We start from the raw sequence: 15794 nt of genomic DNA, 5'->3' as shown, positions 1-15794 counted from the left end.
CAGATGAGCGAAGCACTCAAGGAACTTGGCGCGCAGCTTGAACTGAAGCGGTCCGACTGCGTGCTGTCGTGGGACGTCACCCATGGTGAGTTGAACGTCGATGTCGCTCCGTCGAGCCTTGTTGAGTTCATCGAGTTTCTGCGCAGTGACCGCAACTGTCAGTTCTCGACCCTTGTGGACATTACCGGCGTTGATTACCCCGAACGGGCCAAGCGATTTGATGTGGTCTATCACTTCCTGTCGATGTACCAGAACCAGCGCATTCGCCTGCGGGTTTCGATCCGCGAGGAGGACATGGTACCCTCGATTGTTGACGTGCACCCCTCGGCCAACTGGTTCGAGCGTGAGGTGTTCGACATGTTCGGGATCCTGTTCTCGGGCCACCCCGACCTGCGGCGTATCCTGACCGACTATGGGTTCCGAGGCTATCCACTGCGAAAGGATTTCCCGACCACTGGCTACACCGAGGTGCGCTATGACGAGGCGCAAAAGCGCGTGGTCTACGAACCCGTCTCGCTGGTGCAGGAATACCGTCAGTTTGATTTCATGTCCCCGTGGGAAGGTGCGAATTACATCTTGCCGGGGGATGAGAAACAGGAGGCCGAGTGATGGGTGGTATCTGGTGGTTGATCCTTTCCGCGCTGACCATCATCCCGATGGTCAAGATACTGCCGTTCTTCGGGATCAACAAAGTCTGGTGCCTGCTCTGTCTCGTCCCATTTGGCACGATTGCCCTACTCTGGTGGGTCGGGATCAAGCTACAGGAATTGGAGCGCCGCTGAGATGATGCTGGGGGAACTGATCGCACTGGGGGCGCTGGGCGTTCTTCTGGCCGGGGCCGCTGCCAAGGCCGCCGAAGCGGAAAAGGTCCGGGTCCGGGCTGAGGCGAAAAAGAAGAAACGGGGGCGGTGATGGACGGCTCAAGATACGATGACGGCAGCACGGACGCGCTGAGCGGAGAACAAAAGATCCGCAACTTCAACATTAACTTCGGCCCGCAACACCCTGCGGCGCACGGAGTTCTGCGTTTGGTGCTTGAGCTGGACGGTGAGATCGTCGAACGCTGTGATCCGCATATCGGCCTGCTGCACCGTGGTACCGAAAAGCTGATGGAAAGCCGGACCTATCTGCAGAACCTGCCGTATTTCGACCGTCTGGATTATGTCGCTCCGATGAACCAGGAACATGCCTGGTGTCTGGCCATCGAAAAGCTGACCGGGGTCGAGGTGCCGCGCCGTGGGTCCCTGATCCGGGTTCTGTATTCAGAGATCGGACGCATCCTGAACCACCTGTTGAACGTGACCACGCAAGCGATGGACGTCGGCGCGCTGACCCCGCCGCTGTGGGGGTTCGAGGAACGCGAAAAGCTGATGGTGTTTTATGAGCGTGCCTGCGGTGCCCGCCTGCACGCCGCCTATTTCCGCCCCGGCGGTGTACATCAGGACCTGCCACCTGAACTGCTGGATGATATCGAGGCGTGGAGCCATGAATTCCCCGCCGTTCTCGATGACATCGACGGTCTGCTGACGGAAAACCGCATCTTCAAGCAGCGCAACGCTGATATTGGTGTGGTGACCGAGGATGACATCCAGAAATACGGCTTCTCGGGCGTGATGGTTCGTGGGTCGGGTCTGGCTTGGGACCTGCGCCGCGCGCAGCCCTATGAATGCTATGACGAGTTCGAGTTCCAAATCCCCGTCGGCAAGAATGGCGACTGCTATGATCGTTACCTCGTCCGCATGGAAGAGATGCGCCAGTCGCTGCTGATCATCCGCCAGGCCATCGCCAAAATCCGTGAGTGCCCCGGTGACGTTCTGGCACGCGGAAAGATCACGCCGCCGAAACGCTCGGACATGAAGACCTCGATGGAGAGCCTGATCCATCACTTCAAGCTGTATACCGAAGGTTTCCACGTCCCCGCAGGCGAGGTCTATGCCGCCGTCGAGGCCCCCAAGGGTGAGTTCGGCGTCTATCTGGTCGCCGATGGCACCAACAAACCCTACCGCGCCAAACTGCGCGCGCCGGGCTTCCTGCACTTGCAAGCCATGGACCACGTTGCCGGAGGGCACCAACTGGCCGACGTCGCCGCGATTATCGGGACGATGGATGTGGTGTTTGGGGAGATTGATCGGTGAAGTCGCTTATCTTCGCTCTTTCAGCTTTTGCGCTTCCCGGGCCGGTGTTGGCCCAAGCGTTGGTTGGCGAAAGCGACTATGTTCACTTGTCCGATCTCGCCAATACGGGTTTTGAGCCCTTCGCGACAAGTGGTCAGAACGGGGCCAGCTTCGGGATGAAGAAAGGCTCGGACATGTATTTTTGTTTCAGCGCGGATCGAGAGGAGTTTGCTGCGGTCCGGCGTGAGAAACTGAGCGCAGAAGTGCGCGATGAATCGCCTGATCGAAAGGTGCCCAACATATTTGTTGCGTGCGTCGCGATGCAGTAGGACCGGACCAATGCTTAGACGTCTTCACCCCGAACAACCCGAAAGCTTCGCCTTTACTGCTGCCAACCAGCAATGGGCCGAAGCGCAGATCACCAAATACCCCGAGGGGCGTCAGGCCAGCGCGGTGATCCCTCTGCTGTGGCGCGCGCAAGAGCAGGAAGGGTGGCTGAGCCGTCCGGCGATTGAATCCGTCTCTGAGATGCTGGGGATGGCCTATATCCGCGTGCTCGAGGTCGCCTCGTTCTACTTCATGTTCCAACTGCAACCGGTTGGGTCAGTGGCGCATATTCAGGTGTGTGGCACGACGTCGTGCATGATCTGCGGGGCTGAGGATCTGATCGCGGTCTGCAAGGAAAAGATTGCCGCCAAGCCGCATGAACTATCCGCCGATGGCAAGCTGAGCTGGGAAGAGGTCGAATGCCTCGGGTCCTGCGCGAACGCACCGATGGCGCAGATCGGTAAGGACTATTACGAAGACCTGACGACTGAAAGCTTTGGCAAGATCATCGACCGTCTGGCCGCTGGCAAAGTGCCGACGCCGGGCCCCCAGAACGGGCGCTATGCGGCGGAACCGCAGAGCGGGCTGACCAGCCTGACCGAACATGACGCCGGGAAACCTGCGCAGAATGCCTCGGTCGCTTTGGCGACCGGTCTGGGCGATACCGTCAAGCGCATCGACGGGACGGAGGTTCCGATCCTGACGCCGTGGCTGGACAAGGATGGCAAACAGGCCGGAGCCTCGGCTGCGGCGAAACCGCCCAAAGCGCCTGAACCGGCGAAACCTGCGGCGAAACAGGCGGAAGAAGCCAAGGCCAAGCCGACGCCCAAAGAGGCAAAGGAAGATCAGCCCAGAACACTGCCCGAGGCGCGCGGGGGCTTGCCTGACGACCTCAAACTGCTGAAGGGCGTAGGGCCGAAACTGGAAGAGAAACTGAACGATCTGGGCTTTTTCCACTATGATCAGATCGCCTCGTGGACGCCCGAGCATGTGGCCTGGGTCGATGCCCGGCTGAAGTTCAAGGGCCGGATCGAGCGAGACGGCTGGATCGAACAGGCCGCTAAGCTTGCAGTGGGTGATGAAACCGAATTCGCCAAACGTGCCAAAGAAGAAGGCACGTATGATGAGCAGACAGACGAAGACTAAATGACGGGTGCCCATTCGGGGCATCGAGGTGAGATGGACAAAGACAAGGAACTGGCCATAGCCCGCAAGGGCCGTCACATCGGCATCGTCATCGCGGTGACGATGGCGTTCTGGCTTGCCATGAACCTGTTCATCGGCCCTGCCATGGAACTGACCGCGCGCCATGCGCTGCTGTTCGACCTCGCCGCGCTGGCCGGGTTTATCTATGCGGGCGTCAACATTTTTCAACTCTGGCGCATGCGTCAGGATAGCCAAGGGTAACACGCGATGCTGAAGGATCAGGACCGGATCTTTACCAACATCTACGGGATGCACGAGCGTACGCTGCGCGGCGCGCAGGCGCGTGGGCATTGGGACGGCACCGCTGGCCTGATCGAGAAAGGCCGCGACTGGATTATTCAGACGATGAAGGATTCAGGGTTGCGCGGTCGCGGTGGCGCGGGCTTTCCAACCGGCCTAAAATGGTCTTTCATGCCCAAGGAAAGCGATGGCCGCCCGTCCTATCTGGTGGTGAACGCAGATGAATCCGAACCCGGCACCTGCAAGGATCGCGAGATCATGCGCCATGACCCGCACACGCTGATCGAAGGCTGCCTGATCGCCTCATTCGCGATGAACGCGCATACCTGCTATATCTATTTGCGCGGCGAATACATTCGCGAGCGTGAGGCGTTGCAGGCCGCGATTGACGAAGCCTATGACGCCGGTCTGCTGGGCAAGAACGCGGCAGGCTCGGGTTGGGATTTCGATTTGTTCCTGCATCACGGGGCAGGGGCCTATATCTGCGGTGAAGAGACCGCCCTAATCGAAAGCCTTGAGGGCAAGAAGGGCATGCCTCGTATGAAACCTCCGTTCCCGGCGGGGGCGGGGCTTTATGGCTGCCCGACGACGGTGAACAACGTGGAATCGATTGCCGTTGTGCCGACCATTCTGCGCCGGGGTGCCGACTGGTTCGCGGGTTTTGGCCGCCAGAACAATGCGGGCACCAAGCTGTTTGCAATCTCGGGGCATGTGAACAACCCCTGCGTCGTCGAAGAGGCGATGTCGATTTCCTTCGAAGAACTGATCGAGACCCATTGCGGTGGTATCCGCGGCGGTTGGGACAATCTGCTGGCGGTGATCCCCGGCGGCTCGTCCGTGCCATGCGTGCGCGGTGAGAACATGCGCGATGCGATCATGGATTTCGACTATTTGCGGGGTGAGTTGGGTTCGGGTCTGGGTACTGCTGCGGTGATCGTGATGGACAAGTCCACCGACATCGTAAAGGCGATCTGGCGGCTGTCGAAATTCTACAAGCACGAAAGCTGTGGTCAGTGTACGCCCTGCCGTGAAGGCACCGGCTGGATGATGCGGGTGATGGACCGTCTGGTGCGGGGCGAGGCCGAATTGGAAGAGATCGACATGCTGTTTGACGTGACCAAACAGGTCGAAGGGCACACGATCTGCGCCCTTGGCGACGCGGCGGCCTGGCCGATCCAGGGCCTGATCCGCAACTTCCGGGATGAGATCGAAGACCGCATCAAGGCCCAGAAATCGGGTCGCGCCAGTGCGATAGCTGCGGAGTAAGTCGAATGGAAGGTTTTGCCGAATACGCTCATGCCCTGGCCTCGCTGGTGATCTTCACGCTGGTTGTGTTGTTGCTTGCACCGTTCAGCGCCATGGCCAAGCAGAACAAGGGTCTGGCACCGGGCGCCACGCCCGAACAAGACTATGCGGACCGGGCCTATCGTCTGAACCGGGCCTATTTGAACGGCACGGAAACACTGCCCGCTTTTGCCATTGTTGTCGTGACGGCAATTTTGCTGGGGGTCAGCCCGTTTTGGGTCAACCTGTTGGCCTCGATTGCGCTGGTCGCCCGGCTTGTGATGCTGGGGGTTCACATTCGGGGCGTTGGTAAACCGCATTCGGGTATGCGCTCGGTTCTGTATGTGCTGGCCTGGGCCTGCATGTTTGTTATTGGGGTTATGGCTTTGGTGGCTGCACTGTGATGGGAATGAGTTATAGAAATCAAAGGTTTGCGAAGGCAAGCCGGGCCACGACATGCCTGACCATCGCGACTTTGACGTTGCTGTCGGCTTGCGGCACGATCACGACGTCCCGAAGTGACCGGGTTTTGTTCGAAGGCAATTACTTCAGAACCAAGGCCAAAGCCGTCGATAAGAAAAGGGCACCGACCGAGTTCACCATCGTCGTCAACGGTGTATCAGCTTCCCTGAACGGCGCGCGTGAGGCCGGGCGGTATGAAGGGATCAAATACTGCGTGCAGAATTTCGGCTCATCCCGCATCGCGTGGAAGGTGGGGCCGGATACGGACCCGCAGCAGCTGCGGATCGACAACGACAAGCTGGCCTTTGCGGGAACCTGCCAAAGACCATGACGCGCGTTCTTGCATATCACGGCATGTCGCCGCGTCTGCTATCGCATAGCAGATCGGCGGGTTTTTGTTTTGGTGCACCCAAAACAAAAGGATCAATCATGTCTGTTGCAAAAACTCTGGCAGTTGCCGCGCTGATGACCGTGCCGGGCGCGGTTCAGGCCAAACCTCCGCTAAGCGACGTCGCTGAGATCGACAACGAGCTTTATTATATCGCCATCGCAAACGAGATCTCCGAATACTGCCCCTCGATCAGCGGGCGGCGTCTGAAAGCGATTGGCGTGATGTGGGGGTTGCGGTCCAAAGCCAATGAACTGGGGTATTCGGACACGGAGATCCGGGCTTACGTCGAATCGGATGCCGAAAAGGACCGGATGCGCGCCAAGGGCGAGGCGTATCTGGCGCAGAACGGTGTCTCGTACGACAAACCAAATTCATTCTGCACGCTGGGGCGGGCGGAAATCGAAAGAAACAGCGCCATTGGCGTGTATTTGAGGGCGAACTAGACCATGTCTGACCTTCGGAAAGTGAATATCGACGGACAGGAGATTGAAGTCGATGGTTCGATGACCTTGATCCAGGCCTGTGAAGAGGCCGGGATCGAGATTCCACGGTTTTGCTATCACGAACGCCTCTCGATCGCCGGGAACTGCCGCATGTGTCTGGTCGAGGTCGTGGGCGGCCCGCCGAAGCCTGCCGCATCCTGTGCCATGCAGGTGCGTGACCTGCGCCCGGGGCCGGAAGGGCAGGCACCGCAAGTCAAGACGAACTCTCCCATGGTCAAGAAGGCCCGCGAAGGGGTGATGGAGTTCCTGCTGATCAACCACCCGCTGGATTGCCCGATTTGCGATCAGGGCGGCGAATGTGACCTGCAGGATCAGGCCATGGCCTATGGCGTATCCGGTTCGCGCTTTAAAGAGGCCAAGCGGGCAGTGGACGATCTGGATTTGGGTCCGCTGGTCGGTACCGCGATGACCCGCTGTATCAGTTGTACCCGCTGCGTGCGCTTCACGACCGAGGTCGCCGGGATCACCCAGATGGGCCAGACCGGGCGGGGCGAGGATGCCGAGATCACCTCGTATCTGAACCAGACGCTCGACTCGAACATGCAGGGCAATATCATCGACCTGTGCCCGGTGGGCGCGCTGACGTCGAAACCCTATGCTTTTACCGCCCGCCCGTGGGAACTGACGAAGACCGAAAGCATCGATGTGATGGATGCTCTGGGTTCGAACATCCGGGTGGACACCAAAGGGCGCGAAGTGATGCGCTTCCTGCCGCGCAACCATGATGGCGTGAATGAGGAGTGGATCAGCGACAAGACCCGTTTCGTCTGGGACGGTCTGCGGCGTCAGCGGCTGGACAAGCCCTATGTGCGTGAAAACGGCAAGCTGCGCCCGGCTTCATGGCCTGAGGCGCTGACCAAAGCGGCCGGGGCGATGAAGGGCAAGAAGGTTGCGGCGCTGGTCGGTGATCTTGTTCCGGTCGAGGCGGCTTTCGCGTTGAAGCAACTGGTCGAAGGTCTGGACGGCAATATTGAATGCCGTGTGGACAATGCGCGCCTGCCTGCTGGCAACCGGTCGGGTTATGTCGGCACGGCGTCGATCGAAGATGTTGATGATGCGAAATATATCCTGCTGATCGGGGCCAACCCGCGTGACGAAGCACCGGTTTTGAATGCACGCATCCGAAAGGCGTGGCTGAACGGGGCCAAGATTGCCAATATCGGACCGCAGGCTGATCTGACCTATGACGTTTTCCAGATGGGCGAGGGGCGGGATGCGCTGGCCGATCTGCAAAAGCACGAATTCGACGACATTCTGGAAAAGCCCTCGGTGATCATCGTCGGCATGGGTGCGCTGCGTGAAGCGGACGGCGCTGCGGTGCTTGGGCACGCTATGCAGGCAGCCGCGCGGACCAATGGTAAGCTGATGATCCTGCACACCGCTGCCGCCCGTGTTGGTGCAATGGATGTTAATGCCGTGACGGAAGGCGGGCTAGAGGCTGCATTCGACGGGGCCGAGGTGATCTATAACCTGGGCGCGGATGAGGTCGAGATCGATGATGGGGCCTTTGTGATCTACCAAGGTAGCCATGGCGACCGGGGCGCGCATCGTGCCGACGTGATCCTGCCGGGCGCGGCCTATACCGAGGAAAACGGGCTGTTCGTGAATACCGAAGGCCGCCCGCAACTGGCGATGCGCGCCGGGTTCGCGCCGGGGGACGCCAAAGAGAACTGGGCCATCCTGCGCGCCTTGTCGGCCGAATTGGGGGCGACACTGCCTTATGACTCGCTGGCGCAACTGCGCACCGCACTGATCGAGGCGGTTCCGCATCTGGCCCGCATCGACGAGGTGATCGAGAACGAATTTCAACCGCTCGAGGCAGGCCTTCTGGGCCAAGCCAGCTTCCGCCACGCGATCCAGGATTTCTACCTGACCAACCCAATCGCCCGCGCCTCGCAACTGATGGCCGAGCTGTCGGCGCAAGCGCAGGCGCGCAAGGCCGAAAAGATCGCTTCGGAATGAACCAGAGCTGTTTCATATCGCCAACCAGCGCGGCTGCCTTTCGGCAGGTCACCGCGCGGGGCGTGAATGTGGAACCAAAGAAAAAGGGTAGCGCGAGGGCGGCGGATGCTGTTTACACCTACGCGCCGACCCAGCCGCTGCCTCGCGACTATCGTGACGCAGGCGGAAAACGGAATACCCACGGTGTGAGGACCAATGGCTGAATTCTTTAACACCCCAGGCGGAATAGCCATCATCATACTGGCGCAAGTGCTTGCCGTTGTTGCCTTTGTGATGATTTCGCTGTTGTTCCTTGTTTATGGTGACCGCAAGATCTGGGCTGCTGTCCAGATGCGTCGCGGCCCGAACGTTGTCGGTGCATACGGCCTGCTGCAATCGGTAGCGGACGCGTTGAAATATGTGGTGAAAGAAGTCGTCATCCCGGCGGGGGCCGACCGAACGGTGTTCATCCTCGCACCGCTGACATCCTTCGTGCTGGCGATGATCGCCTGGGCGGTGATCCCGTTCAACGACGGCTGGGTTCTGTCGGATATCAACGTCGCCATTCTGTACGTCTTCGCCGTCTCCTCACTTGAGGTTTATGGCGTGATTATGGGCGGTTGGGCGTCGAACTCAAAGTACCCGTTCCTGGGCTCGCTGCGCTCTGCCGCGCAGATGATTTCCTATGAAGTGTCTATCGGCCTGATCATCATCGGCATCATCATCTCGACCGGTTCGATGAAATTCGGCGACATCGTACGCGCGCAGGACGGCTCGTTCGGATTCTTCAGCTGGTACTGGCTGCCGCATTTCCCGATGGTGTTCCTGTTCTTCATCTCGGCACTGGCCGAAACCAACCGCCCACCGTTTGACCTGCCCGAGGCGGAATCGGAACTGGTCGCGGGTTATCAGGTCGAATACTCGGCCACGCCCTTCCTGCTGTTCATGGCCGGTGAATACATCGCCATCTTCCTGATGTGCGCCCTGACATCGCTGCTGTTCTTCGGCGGCTGGCTGTCGCCCATCCCGGGCCTGCCCGATGGCGTGCTGTGGATGGTGGCCAAGATGGCGTTCTTCTTCTTCATCTTCGCAATGGTCAAGGCGATCACGCCCCGCTACCGCTATGACCAACTGATGCGGTTGGGCTGGAAAGTCTTCCTGCCGTTCTCACTGGTCTGGGTGGTCTTCGTGGCCTTTGCGGCAAAATTCGACTGGTTCTGGGGCGCGTTCGCCCGTTGGAGCGTAGGAGGCTGATATGGCAAACATCGACTACACCCGCGCTGCCAAGTATTTCCTGCTGCAGGACTTCTGGGTCGGCATGAAGCTTGGGCTAAAGTATTTTTTCGCCCCCAAGGCCACCGTGAACTATCCGCACGAAAAGGGCCCTCTGTCCCCGCGCTTCCGGGGCGAACACGCGCTGCGCCGCTATCCGAACGGCGAAGAACGCTGCATTGCTTGCAAACTGTGCGAAGCGATCTGCCCGGCGCAGGCCATCACCATCGACGCCGAACCGCGCGAGGACGGCTCCCGCCGCACCACGCGCTATGACATCGACATGACCAAGTGCATCTATTGCGGCTTCTGTCAGGAGGCCTGCCCGGTCGATGCAATCGTCGAAGGCCCGAACTTCGAATTCGCCACGGAAACCCGCGAAGAGCTGTTCTACGACAAGGAAAAACTCCTGTCGAACGGCGAACGCTGGGAGGCCGAGATCGCCCGCAATCTGGAACTGGACGCGCCGTACCGATGACTGACAGCCCGACAAATCCGTTCGAGCTGATGATGAAGCAGGCTCAGGACATGGCCAAGGCGATGAACCCGGCGATGGAGAAATTCTCGCCCAAAGGGTTCGAGGCGCTGTGGCCGACCATGCCCAAAGAGGTCATGGAGATGATGTTCGGCAATACCGTTAACAAGGACGGGCTGGATGCCAAGACCCGCTTGCTGCTGACGCTGGCCGGGCTAACCTGTCAGGGCGCACAGGCGGATTCAGCGGTGCGTCAGACCGTGCGCCATGCACTGGAGGCGGGTGCTAAGAAACAAGAGATCGTGGAAACGATCGGTCAGATGTCGGTCTTTGCCGGCATCCCGGCCATGACCCGCGCGCTGGATCTGGCGCAAGAAGTCATGGGCGACAACGAGGATGAGGATCAATGACCGTCTTTGCCTTCTACCTGTTTGCCATCAGCGCCATCACCGGCGGACTGTTCACTGTGATCAGCCGTCAGCCGGTGCATTCGGTGCTGTGGCTGATTCTGTCCTTCCTGTCGGCGGCGGGGCTGTTCGTGCTGCTGGGGGCCGAGTTCGTGGCGATGCTGCTGATCATCGTCTACGTGGGCGCGGTCGCGGTGCTGTTCCTGTTCGTGGTGATGATGCTGGACGTGGACTTTGCTGAACTGAAGGCAGAGATGGCGCGCTATATGCCGTTGGCCCTGCTGATTGGTCTGGTCATCCTGATGCAGTTCGTTATGGCCTTCGGGGCCTGGGACAGCGCGCAGGGAGCGGCGGCCAATCTGGCGCAGCCGGTTCCGGCGGACCGCCACAACACCGAGGCGCTGGGTGTCATCCTTTATGATCAATACTTCCTTCTGTTCCAACTGGCGGGCCTGATCCTGCTGGTGGCCATGATCGGTGCCATCGTGCTGACCCTGCGCCACCGTCAGGACATCAAACGTCAGGACATCATCGGCCAGATGATGCGCGACCCGGCCAAGGCGATGGAGTTGAAGGACGTGAAACCGGGGCAGGGGTTGTGATGCGTGAAGTATTCATAGCATTTGCTTTTGTTGCGTCTGCTGGAAGCGCCTTTGCTTGTAGTCTCGAGGAAGACCCTACGTGGAGAGATCAACCAATTTCGGTGGCTCCAAACGGAAGCTTTCAACATGCTGAAGACTCTGAACATCTTAAGTTATCCGGTGGAATGATCGTTGATTTGGGCGGCAAACGAGTTGCACAACGAATTACCCTTACGACCGCATGCGGTGGCGTTTTCGAGAGGCTATTGTTTGCGGATTGTCATCAAGCAGAAGTGGTGTCGATCTTGGGAGCAGAAAACCTTGACCAGCCCTATGGATGGCGTGACGAACTCGTGGATCTGATACAAATACCCATTGGAGCCATAGATGTGCGAGAAATTACTTCTGCGGCTGAACTTGTATCGATTGCTTACGAAAACGACTACAAAGTTTCTCTTAGTGTTGAGCAACAAATCGCAAACATGAAGCGCCGCAACCGTTATGACCCATTCAACGGCTGCAAAATCTACTACCCAGAGTCCCGAGGAGCAGGTCTATGATCGGACTTGAACACTATCTTACGGTCGCGGCGACGCTGTTCGTCATCGGCATCTTCGGTCTCTTCCTGAACCGCAAGAACGTCATCATCCTGCTGATGAGCATCGAGCTGATGCTGCTGGCGGTGAATATCAACCTCGTGGCGTTTTCAAGCTTCCTGGGCGATCTGGTCGGGCAGGTGTTTACGCTGTTCGTGCTGACTGTTGCGGCGGCTGAGGCGGCGATTGGTTTGGCCATTCTGGTCTGTTTCTTCCGCAACCGCGGCACCATCGCGGTTGAAGACGTCAATATGATGAAGGGCTAAGAGAACTATGGAAACCACCATCCTCTTCGCCCCTCTCGTGGGCGCGCTGCTTTGCGGGTTCGGCTGGAAGTTCATCGGCGAGAAAGCTGCCATGTGGACCGCGACGGGCCTGCTGTTCCTCGCCTGCCTGCTGTCATGGATCGTATTCCTGACCTTCGATGGCCAGACCCAGCAGATCGAAATCCTGCGCTGGATCGAGAGCGGCTCGCTGTCGACAAGCTGGGCGATCCGTCTGGACCGGCTGACCGCGATCATGCTGATTGTGGTGACGACGGTCTCGGCCCTCGTGCACCTTTACTCCTTCGGCTACATGGACCACGACCCGCAATGGCGTGAGGGTGAAAGCTACAAGCCGCGTTTCTTTGCCTATCTGTCCTTCTTCACCTTCGCGATGCTGATGCTGGTGACGGCGGACAATCTGGTGCAGATGTTCTTTGGTTGGGAGGGCGTGGGCGTCGCGTCCTACCTGCTGATCGGATTTTATTACCGCAAATCCAGCGCCAATGCGGCGGCGATGAAGGCGTTTATCGTCAACCGTGTCGGGGATTTCGGCTTTGCACTGGGGATCTTCGCGATCTTCTTCCTGACCGACAGCATCAATTTCTCGGACGTTTTCGCCTCGGCTCCGACGCTGGCCGAAACGCAACTGACCTTCCTGTGGGGGGAGTGGACGGCGATTGAGGTGATCTGCGTCCTGCTGTTCATCGGCGCGATGGGGAAATCTGCGCAGTTGATCCTGCACACCTGGTTGCCGGACGCGATGGAGGGCCCGACGCCGGTGTCGGCGCTGATCCACGCTGCGACCATGGTGACGGCGGGTGTGTTCCTGGTCTGCCGCATGTCGCCGTTGATGGAGTTCGCGCCGGGCGCCACCGCGTTCATCACCTTCCTTGGGGCCTCGACCGCCTTCTTTGCGGCGACCGTGGGTCTGGTGCAAACCGATATCAAACGCGTCATCGCCTATTCGACCTGTTCGCAACTGGGCTATATGTTCGTGGCGGCGGGCGTCGGCATGTACTCGGCGGCGATGTTCCACCTGCTGACGCACGCCTTCTTCAAGGCGCTGTTGTTTCTTGGTGCGGGTTCGGTGATCCATGCCATGCATCACGAGCAGGAGATGACCGAATACGGCGGGCTGCGGAAGAAGATCCCCTATACCTTCTGGGCGATGATGATCGGCACGCTGGCCATCACCGGTGTGGGGATCCCGCTGACCACGTTCGGCTTTGCCGGGTTCCTGTCCAAGGACGCCATCATCGAAAGCGCCTTTGCCGGTGGAACGGGCTATGCCTTCTGGATGCTGGTGATTGCCGCTGTCTTTACCTCGTTCTACAGCTGGCGTCTGATCTTTCTGACCTTCTATGGTGAGCCGCGCGGCGACAAGCACACGCATGACCACGCCCATGAAAGTCCGATGACCATGCTGATCCCGCTTGGCGCGCTGTCTATAGGGGCCGTCTTTGCCGGAATGATCTGGTATAGCAACTTCTTTGGCCATACCGATAAGGTTGGCAAGTTCTATGGCATCCCCGTAGCCGAAGCATCCGAACACGCCGAAGGGCATGATGATGCGACTCATGCCGAGCACGTCGCCGACGGCACCGCTGATGCGCATCATGGGGACGAAGGCCACGCGGATGACGCACATGCAGATGAGAGTCATGCGGATGGCAGCCATGGAGAGAAAGACGCCCACGGCGGCGACCATCACTACGTGTTTGCGGGTGAGCCGGGCGAGGGCGCGTTGTATATAGCACCCGACAATACCGTGCTGGACGATGCCCATGCGGTTCCGAAATGGGTCAAGGTCTCGCCCTTCGTGGCGATGCTGCTGGGCTTTGTCGTGGCCTATTGGTTCTACATCGTGAACACCACGCTGCCCGCGCGGCTGGCTGCAAACCAGCGCCCGTTGTACCTGTTCCTGCTGAACAAATGGTATTTTGACGAGATCTATGATGCGGTCTTTGTCAAACCTACCGTAGCCCTTGGCCGGTTCCTTTGGAAGCGCGGTGACGGCAATACAATCGACGGTTTCCTGAACGGAGTAGCCATGGGCGTTGTTCCCTTCTTCACCCGCCTCGCAGGCAAGGCGCAGACCGGGTACATCTTCACCTATGCCTTCTGGATGGTGCTGGGCATCGCCGCCCTTGTGACCTGGATGTCGATCGGCGGAGGGGCGCTGTAATGGACAATATCCTTTCCATCGTCACCTTCATCCCGGCCATCGCAGCGGGCATTCTGGCTCTGTTCCTGCACGGCAACGACGCGGCGGCGCAACGCAATGCCAAATGGGTCGCGCTGCTGGCGACCACGGTGACCTTCCTTGTCTCGATCGGCATCTACACCGGCTTTGACCCCAACGACACCGGCTTTCAGATGGTGGAAGAGGGTGAATGGCTGCTGGGCCTGAAATACAAGATGGGCGTTGATGGGATCAGCGTTCTGTTCGTGCTGCTGACCACATTCATCATGCCGCTGACCATTCTGGCCAGCTGGCAGGTGACGGATCGCGTCAAGGAATACATGGTCGCCTTCCTGCTGCTGGAAACGCTGATGCTGGGCGTGTTCATGGCGCTGGATCTGGTGCTGTTCTACCTGTTCTTCGAGGCAGGCCTGATCCCGATGTTCCTGATCATCGGCATCTGGGGCGGCAAGGACCGTATCTATGCCAGCTTCAAATTCTTCCTCTATACCTTCCTCGGCTCGGTGCTGATGCTGGTGGCGATGGTGGCGATGTATGCCGATGCGGGCACCACGGATATCGAGGCGCTGATGACCCATCAGTTCTCCTCCGAAGGGTTCAGCGTGTTGGGCGTCTATATCGTCGGCGGCATGCAGACGCTGATGTTCCTTGCTTTCTTTGCCTCGTTCGCGGTGAAGATGCCGATGTGGCCGGTCCACACCTGGCTGCCGGATGCGCACGTGCAGGCCCCGACGGCGGGTTCCGTGGTGCTGGCGGCGATCCTGTTGAAGATGGGCGGCTATGGCTTTCTGCGGTTCAGCCTGCCGATGTTTCCGGTTGGCTCGGCCGTGATGACCGATCTGGTGCTGTGGATGTCGGCGATTGCAGTGGTCTACACCTCGCTGGTCGCGCTGGTGCAGGAGGATATGAAGAAGCTGATTGCCTATTCCTCGGTCGCGCATATGGGCTTTGTCACCATGGGGATTTTTGCGGCGAACCAGCAGGGTATTGACGGCGCGATCTTCCAGATGCTGAGCCACGGGTTCATCTCCGCCGCGCTCTTCCTGTGCGTCGGCGTGATCTATGATCGGATGCACACCCGTGACATCGAGGCCTATGGCGGTCTCGTGATCCGGATGCCCGCCTATGCATTGGTCTTCATGCTGTTCACCATGGCCAATGTCGGCCTGCCGGGAACGTCGGGCTTCATCGGAGAGTTCCTGACCCTGATGGGCGCCTTCCAGGTCAACACGTGGGTGACGGCCGTGGCCGCGACCGGTGTGATCTTCTCGGCTGGCTATGCGCTGTGGCTGTACCGCCGGGTGGTGTTTGGCGATCTGATCAAGGAAAGCCTCAAGGCGATGACGGACATGAGCTCGCGCGAGCGGCTGATCTTTGCGCCGCTGATCGTGATGACCATCTTGCTGGGCGTCTACCCATCGCTGGTCACGGATGTGATCGGCAACTCGACCGCCGCGCTGATTTCGAACTATGACACGGCTCTGGCCGCGGCTGAGGCTGCGACCCAGACGGCCGCCTCGCATTAA

Annotated in this window: 20 protein-coding genes; all 20 read left to right on the top strand. The window is 59.3% G+C overall.

The genetic code is table 11. The features are described 5' to 3' along the window. Nucleotides 1-3 precede the first annotated feature (3 nt). The 20 genes from ACR0MO_RS06520 (at nucleotide 4) to ACR0MO_RS06425 (ending at nucleotide 15794) form a co-directional block, all read left to right on the top strand. Nucleotides 4-609 (top strand): NADH-quinone oxidoreductase subunit C, encoded by a 606-nt coding sequence (locus ACR0MO_RS06520; RefSeq protein ID WP_170451946.1) that lies wholly within the window; start codon nucleotides 4-6, stop codon nucleotides 607-609. Beyond that, nucleotides 609-782 carry a hypothetical protein gene (locus tag ACR0MO_RS06515; RefSeq protein ID WP_170451944.1) on the top strand — a complete coding sequence of 58 codons (174 nt, stop codon included), beginning with the start codon at nucleotides 609-611 and terminating at the stop codon, nucleotides 780-782. The genes ACR0MO_RS06520 and ACR0MO_RS06515 overlap by 1 nt, the downstream gene beginning before the upstream one ends. 1 nt (nucleotide 783) lies before the next feature. Next, nucleotides 784-912, top strand: coding sequence for a hypothetical protein (locus ACR0MO_RS06510; RefSeq protein ID WP_480582129.1), 129 nt, complete (start codon nucleotides 784-786; stop codon nucleotides 910-912). Continuing rightward, entirely contained in the window at nucleotides 912-2135 is a 1224-nt protein-coding gene (locus tag ACR0MO_RS06505; RefSeq protein WP_170352614.1) for an NADH-quinone oxidoreductase subunit D, read from the top strand. The genes ACR0MO_RS06510 and ACR0MO_RS06505 overlap by 1 nt, the downstream gene beginning before the upstream one ends. Continuing rightward, nucleotides 2132-2443 carry a hypothetical protein gene (locus tag ACR0MO_RS06500; RefSeq protein ID WP_480890233.1) on the top strand — a complete coding sequence of 104 codons (312 nt, stop codon included), beginning with the start codon at nucleotides 2132-2134 and terminating at the stop codon, nucleotides 2441-2443. The genes ACR0MO_RS06505 and ACR0MO_RS06500 overlap by 4 nt, the downstream gene beginning before the upstream one ends. 10 nt (nucleotides 2444-2453) lie before the next feature. After that, nucleotides 2454-3587, top strand: coding sequence for an NADH-quinone oxidoreductase subunit NuoE (nuoE, locus tag ACR0MO_RS06495; RefSeq protein ID WP_480890231.1), 1134 nt, complete (start codon nucleotides 2454-2456; stop codon nucleotides 3585-3587). Between the two features lie 33 nt (nucleotides 3588-3620). Then, complete coding sequence (locus ACR0MO_RS06490) at nucleotides 3621-3848, top strand: DUF5337 domain-containing protein (RefSeq protein WP_170451938.1); 228 nt, start codon at nucleotides 3621-3623, stop codon at nucleotides 3846-3848. A gap of 6 nt (nucleotides 3849-3854) precedes the next feature. Continuing rightward, the gene (gene nuoF, locus ACR0MO_RS06485; RefSeq protein ID WP_170451936.1) at nucleotides 3855-5153 is read left to right on the top strand and encodes an NADH-quinone oxidoreductase subunit NuoF; all 1299 of its coding nucleotides are present in this window, start codon (nucleotides 3855-3857) and stop codon (nucleotides 5151-5153) included. A gap of 5 nt (nucleotides 5154-5158) precedes the next feature. After that, nucleotides 5159-5575 (top strand): MAPEG family protein, encoded by a 417-nt coding sequence (locus ACR0MO_RS06480; protein ID WP_480890229.1) that lies wholly within the window; start codon nucleotides 5159-5161, stop codon nucleotides 5573-5575. A 5-nt stretch (nucleotides 5576-5580) separates the two neighbouring features. Then, nucleotides 5581-5964: a hypothetical protein gene (locus ACR0MO_RS06475; protein ID WP_480890226.1), complete on the top strand. Its 384-nt coding sequence runs from the start codon at nucleotides 5581-5583 to the stop codon at nucleotides 5962-5964. 98 nt (nucleotides 5965-6062) lie between these two features. After that, entirely contained in the window at nucleotides 6063-6467 is a 405-nt protein-coding gene (locus ACR0MO_RS06470; protein WP_170451932.1) for a DUF5333 domain-containing protein, read from the top strand. Between the two features lie 3 nt (nucleotides 6468-6470). Then, complete coding sequence (nuoG, locus tag ACR0MO_RS06465) at nucleotides 6471-8489, top strand: NADH-quinone oxidoreductase subunit NuoG (protein WP_480890224.1); 2019 nt, start codon at nucleotides 6471-6473, stop codon at nucleotides 8487-8489. Nucleotides 8490-8684: 195 nt separating this feature from the next. Beyond that, nucleotides 8685-9722, top strand: coding sequence for an NADH-quinone oxidoreductase subunit NuoH (nuoH, locus tag ACR0MO_RS06460; RefSeq protein WP_480890222.1), 1038 nt, complete (start codon nucleotides 8685-8687; stop codon nucleotides 9720-9722). 1 nt (nucleotide 9723) lies between these two features. Continuing rightward, nucleotides 9724-10218, top strand: coding sequence for an NADH-quinone oxidoreductase subunit NuoI (gene nuoI / locus ACR0MO_RS06455; RefSeq protein WP_068347504.1), 495 nt, complete (start codon nucleotides 9724-9726; stop codon nucleotides 10216-10218). Next, nucleotides 10215-10625 carry a carboxymuconolactone decarboxylase family protein gene (locus ACR0MO_RS06450; RefSeq protein WP_480707942.1) on the top strand — a complete coding sequence of 137 codons (411 nt, stop codon included), beginning with the start codon at nucleotides 10215-10217 and terminating at the stop codon, nucleotides 10623-10625. The genes nuoI and ACR0MO_RS06450 overlap by 4 nt, the downstream gene beginning before the upstream one ends. After that, a complete protein-coding gene (locus tag ACR0MO_RS06445) occupies nucleotides 10622-11224 on the top strand; it encodes an NADH-quinone oxidoreductase subunit J (protein WP_039534292.1) in 603 nt (200 codons plus the stop codon). Before ACR0MO_RS06450 ends, ACR0MO_RS06445 begins: the two co-directional genes overlap by 4 nt. After that, nucleotides 11224-11763 carry a hypothetical protein gene (locus ACR0MO_RS06440; RefSeq protein WP_170451921.1) on the top strand — a complete coding sequence of 180 codons (540 nt, stop codon included), beginning with the start codon at nucleotides 11224-11226 and terminating at the stop codon, nucleotides 11761-11763. The genes ACR0MO_RS06445 and ACR0MO_RS06440 overlap by 1 nt, the downstream gene beginning before the upstream one ends. Beyond that, nucleotides 11760-12065 carry an NADH-quinone oxidoreductase subunit NuoK gene (nuoK, locus tag ACR0MO_RS06435; protein WP_005984024.1) on the top strand — a complete coding sequence of 102 codons (306 nt, stop codon included), beginning with the start codon at nucleotides 11760-11762 and terminating at the stop codon, nucleotides 12063-12065. Before ACR0MO_RS06440 ends, nuoK begins: the two co-directional genes overlap by 4 nt. A gap of 7 nt (nucleotides 12066-12072) precedes the next feature. Continuing rightward, nucleotides 12073-14250: an NADH-quinone oxidoreductase subunit L gene (gene nuoL, locus ACR0MO_RS06430; protein WP_480890219.1), complete on the top strand. Its 2178-nt coding sequence runs from the start codon at nucleotides 12073-12075 to the stop codon at nucleotides 14248-14250. Next, nucleotides 14250-15794: an NADH-quinone oxidoreductase subunit M gene (locus ACR0MO_RS06425; RefSeq protein ID WP_170451917.1), complete on the top strand. Its 1545-nt coding sequence runs from the start codon at nucleotides 14250-14252 to the stop codon at nucleotides 15792-15794. Before nuoL ends, ACR0MO_RS06425 begins: the two co-directional genes overlap by 1 nt.

Source organism: Ruegeria sp. K5 (assembly GCF_056531805.1).
This window is presented reverse-complemented; position numbering and strand designations above follow the sequence as displayed.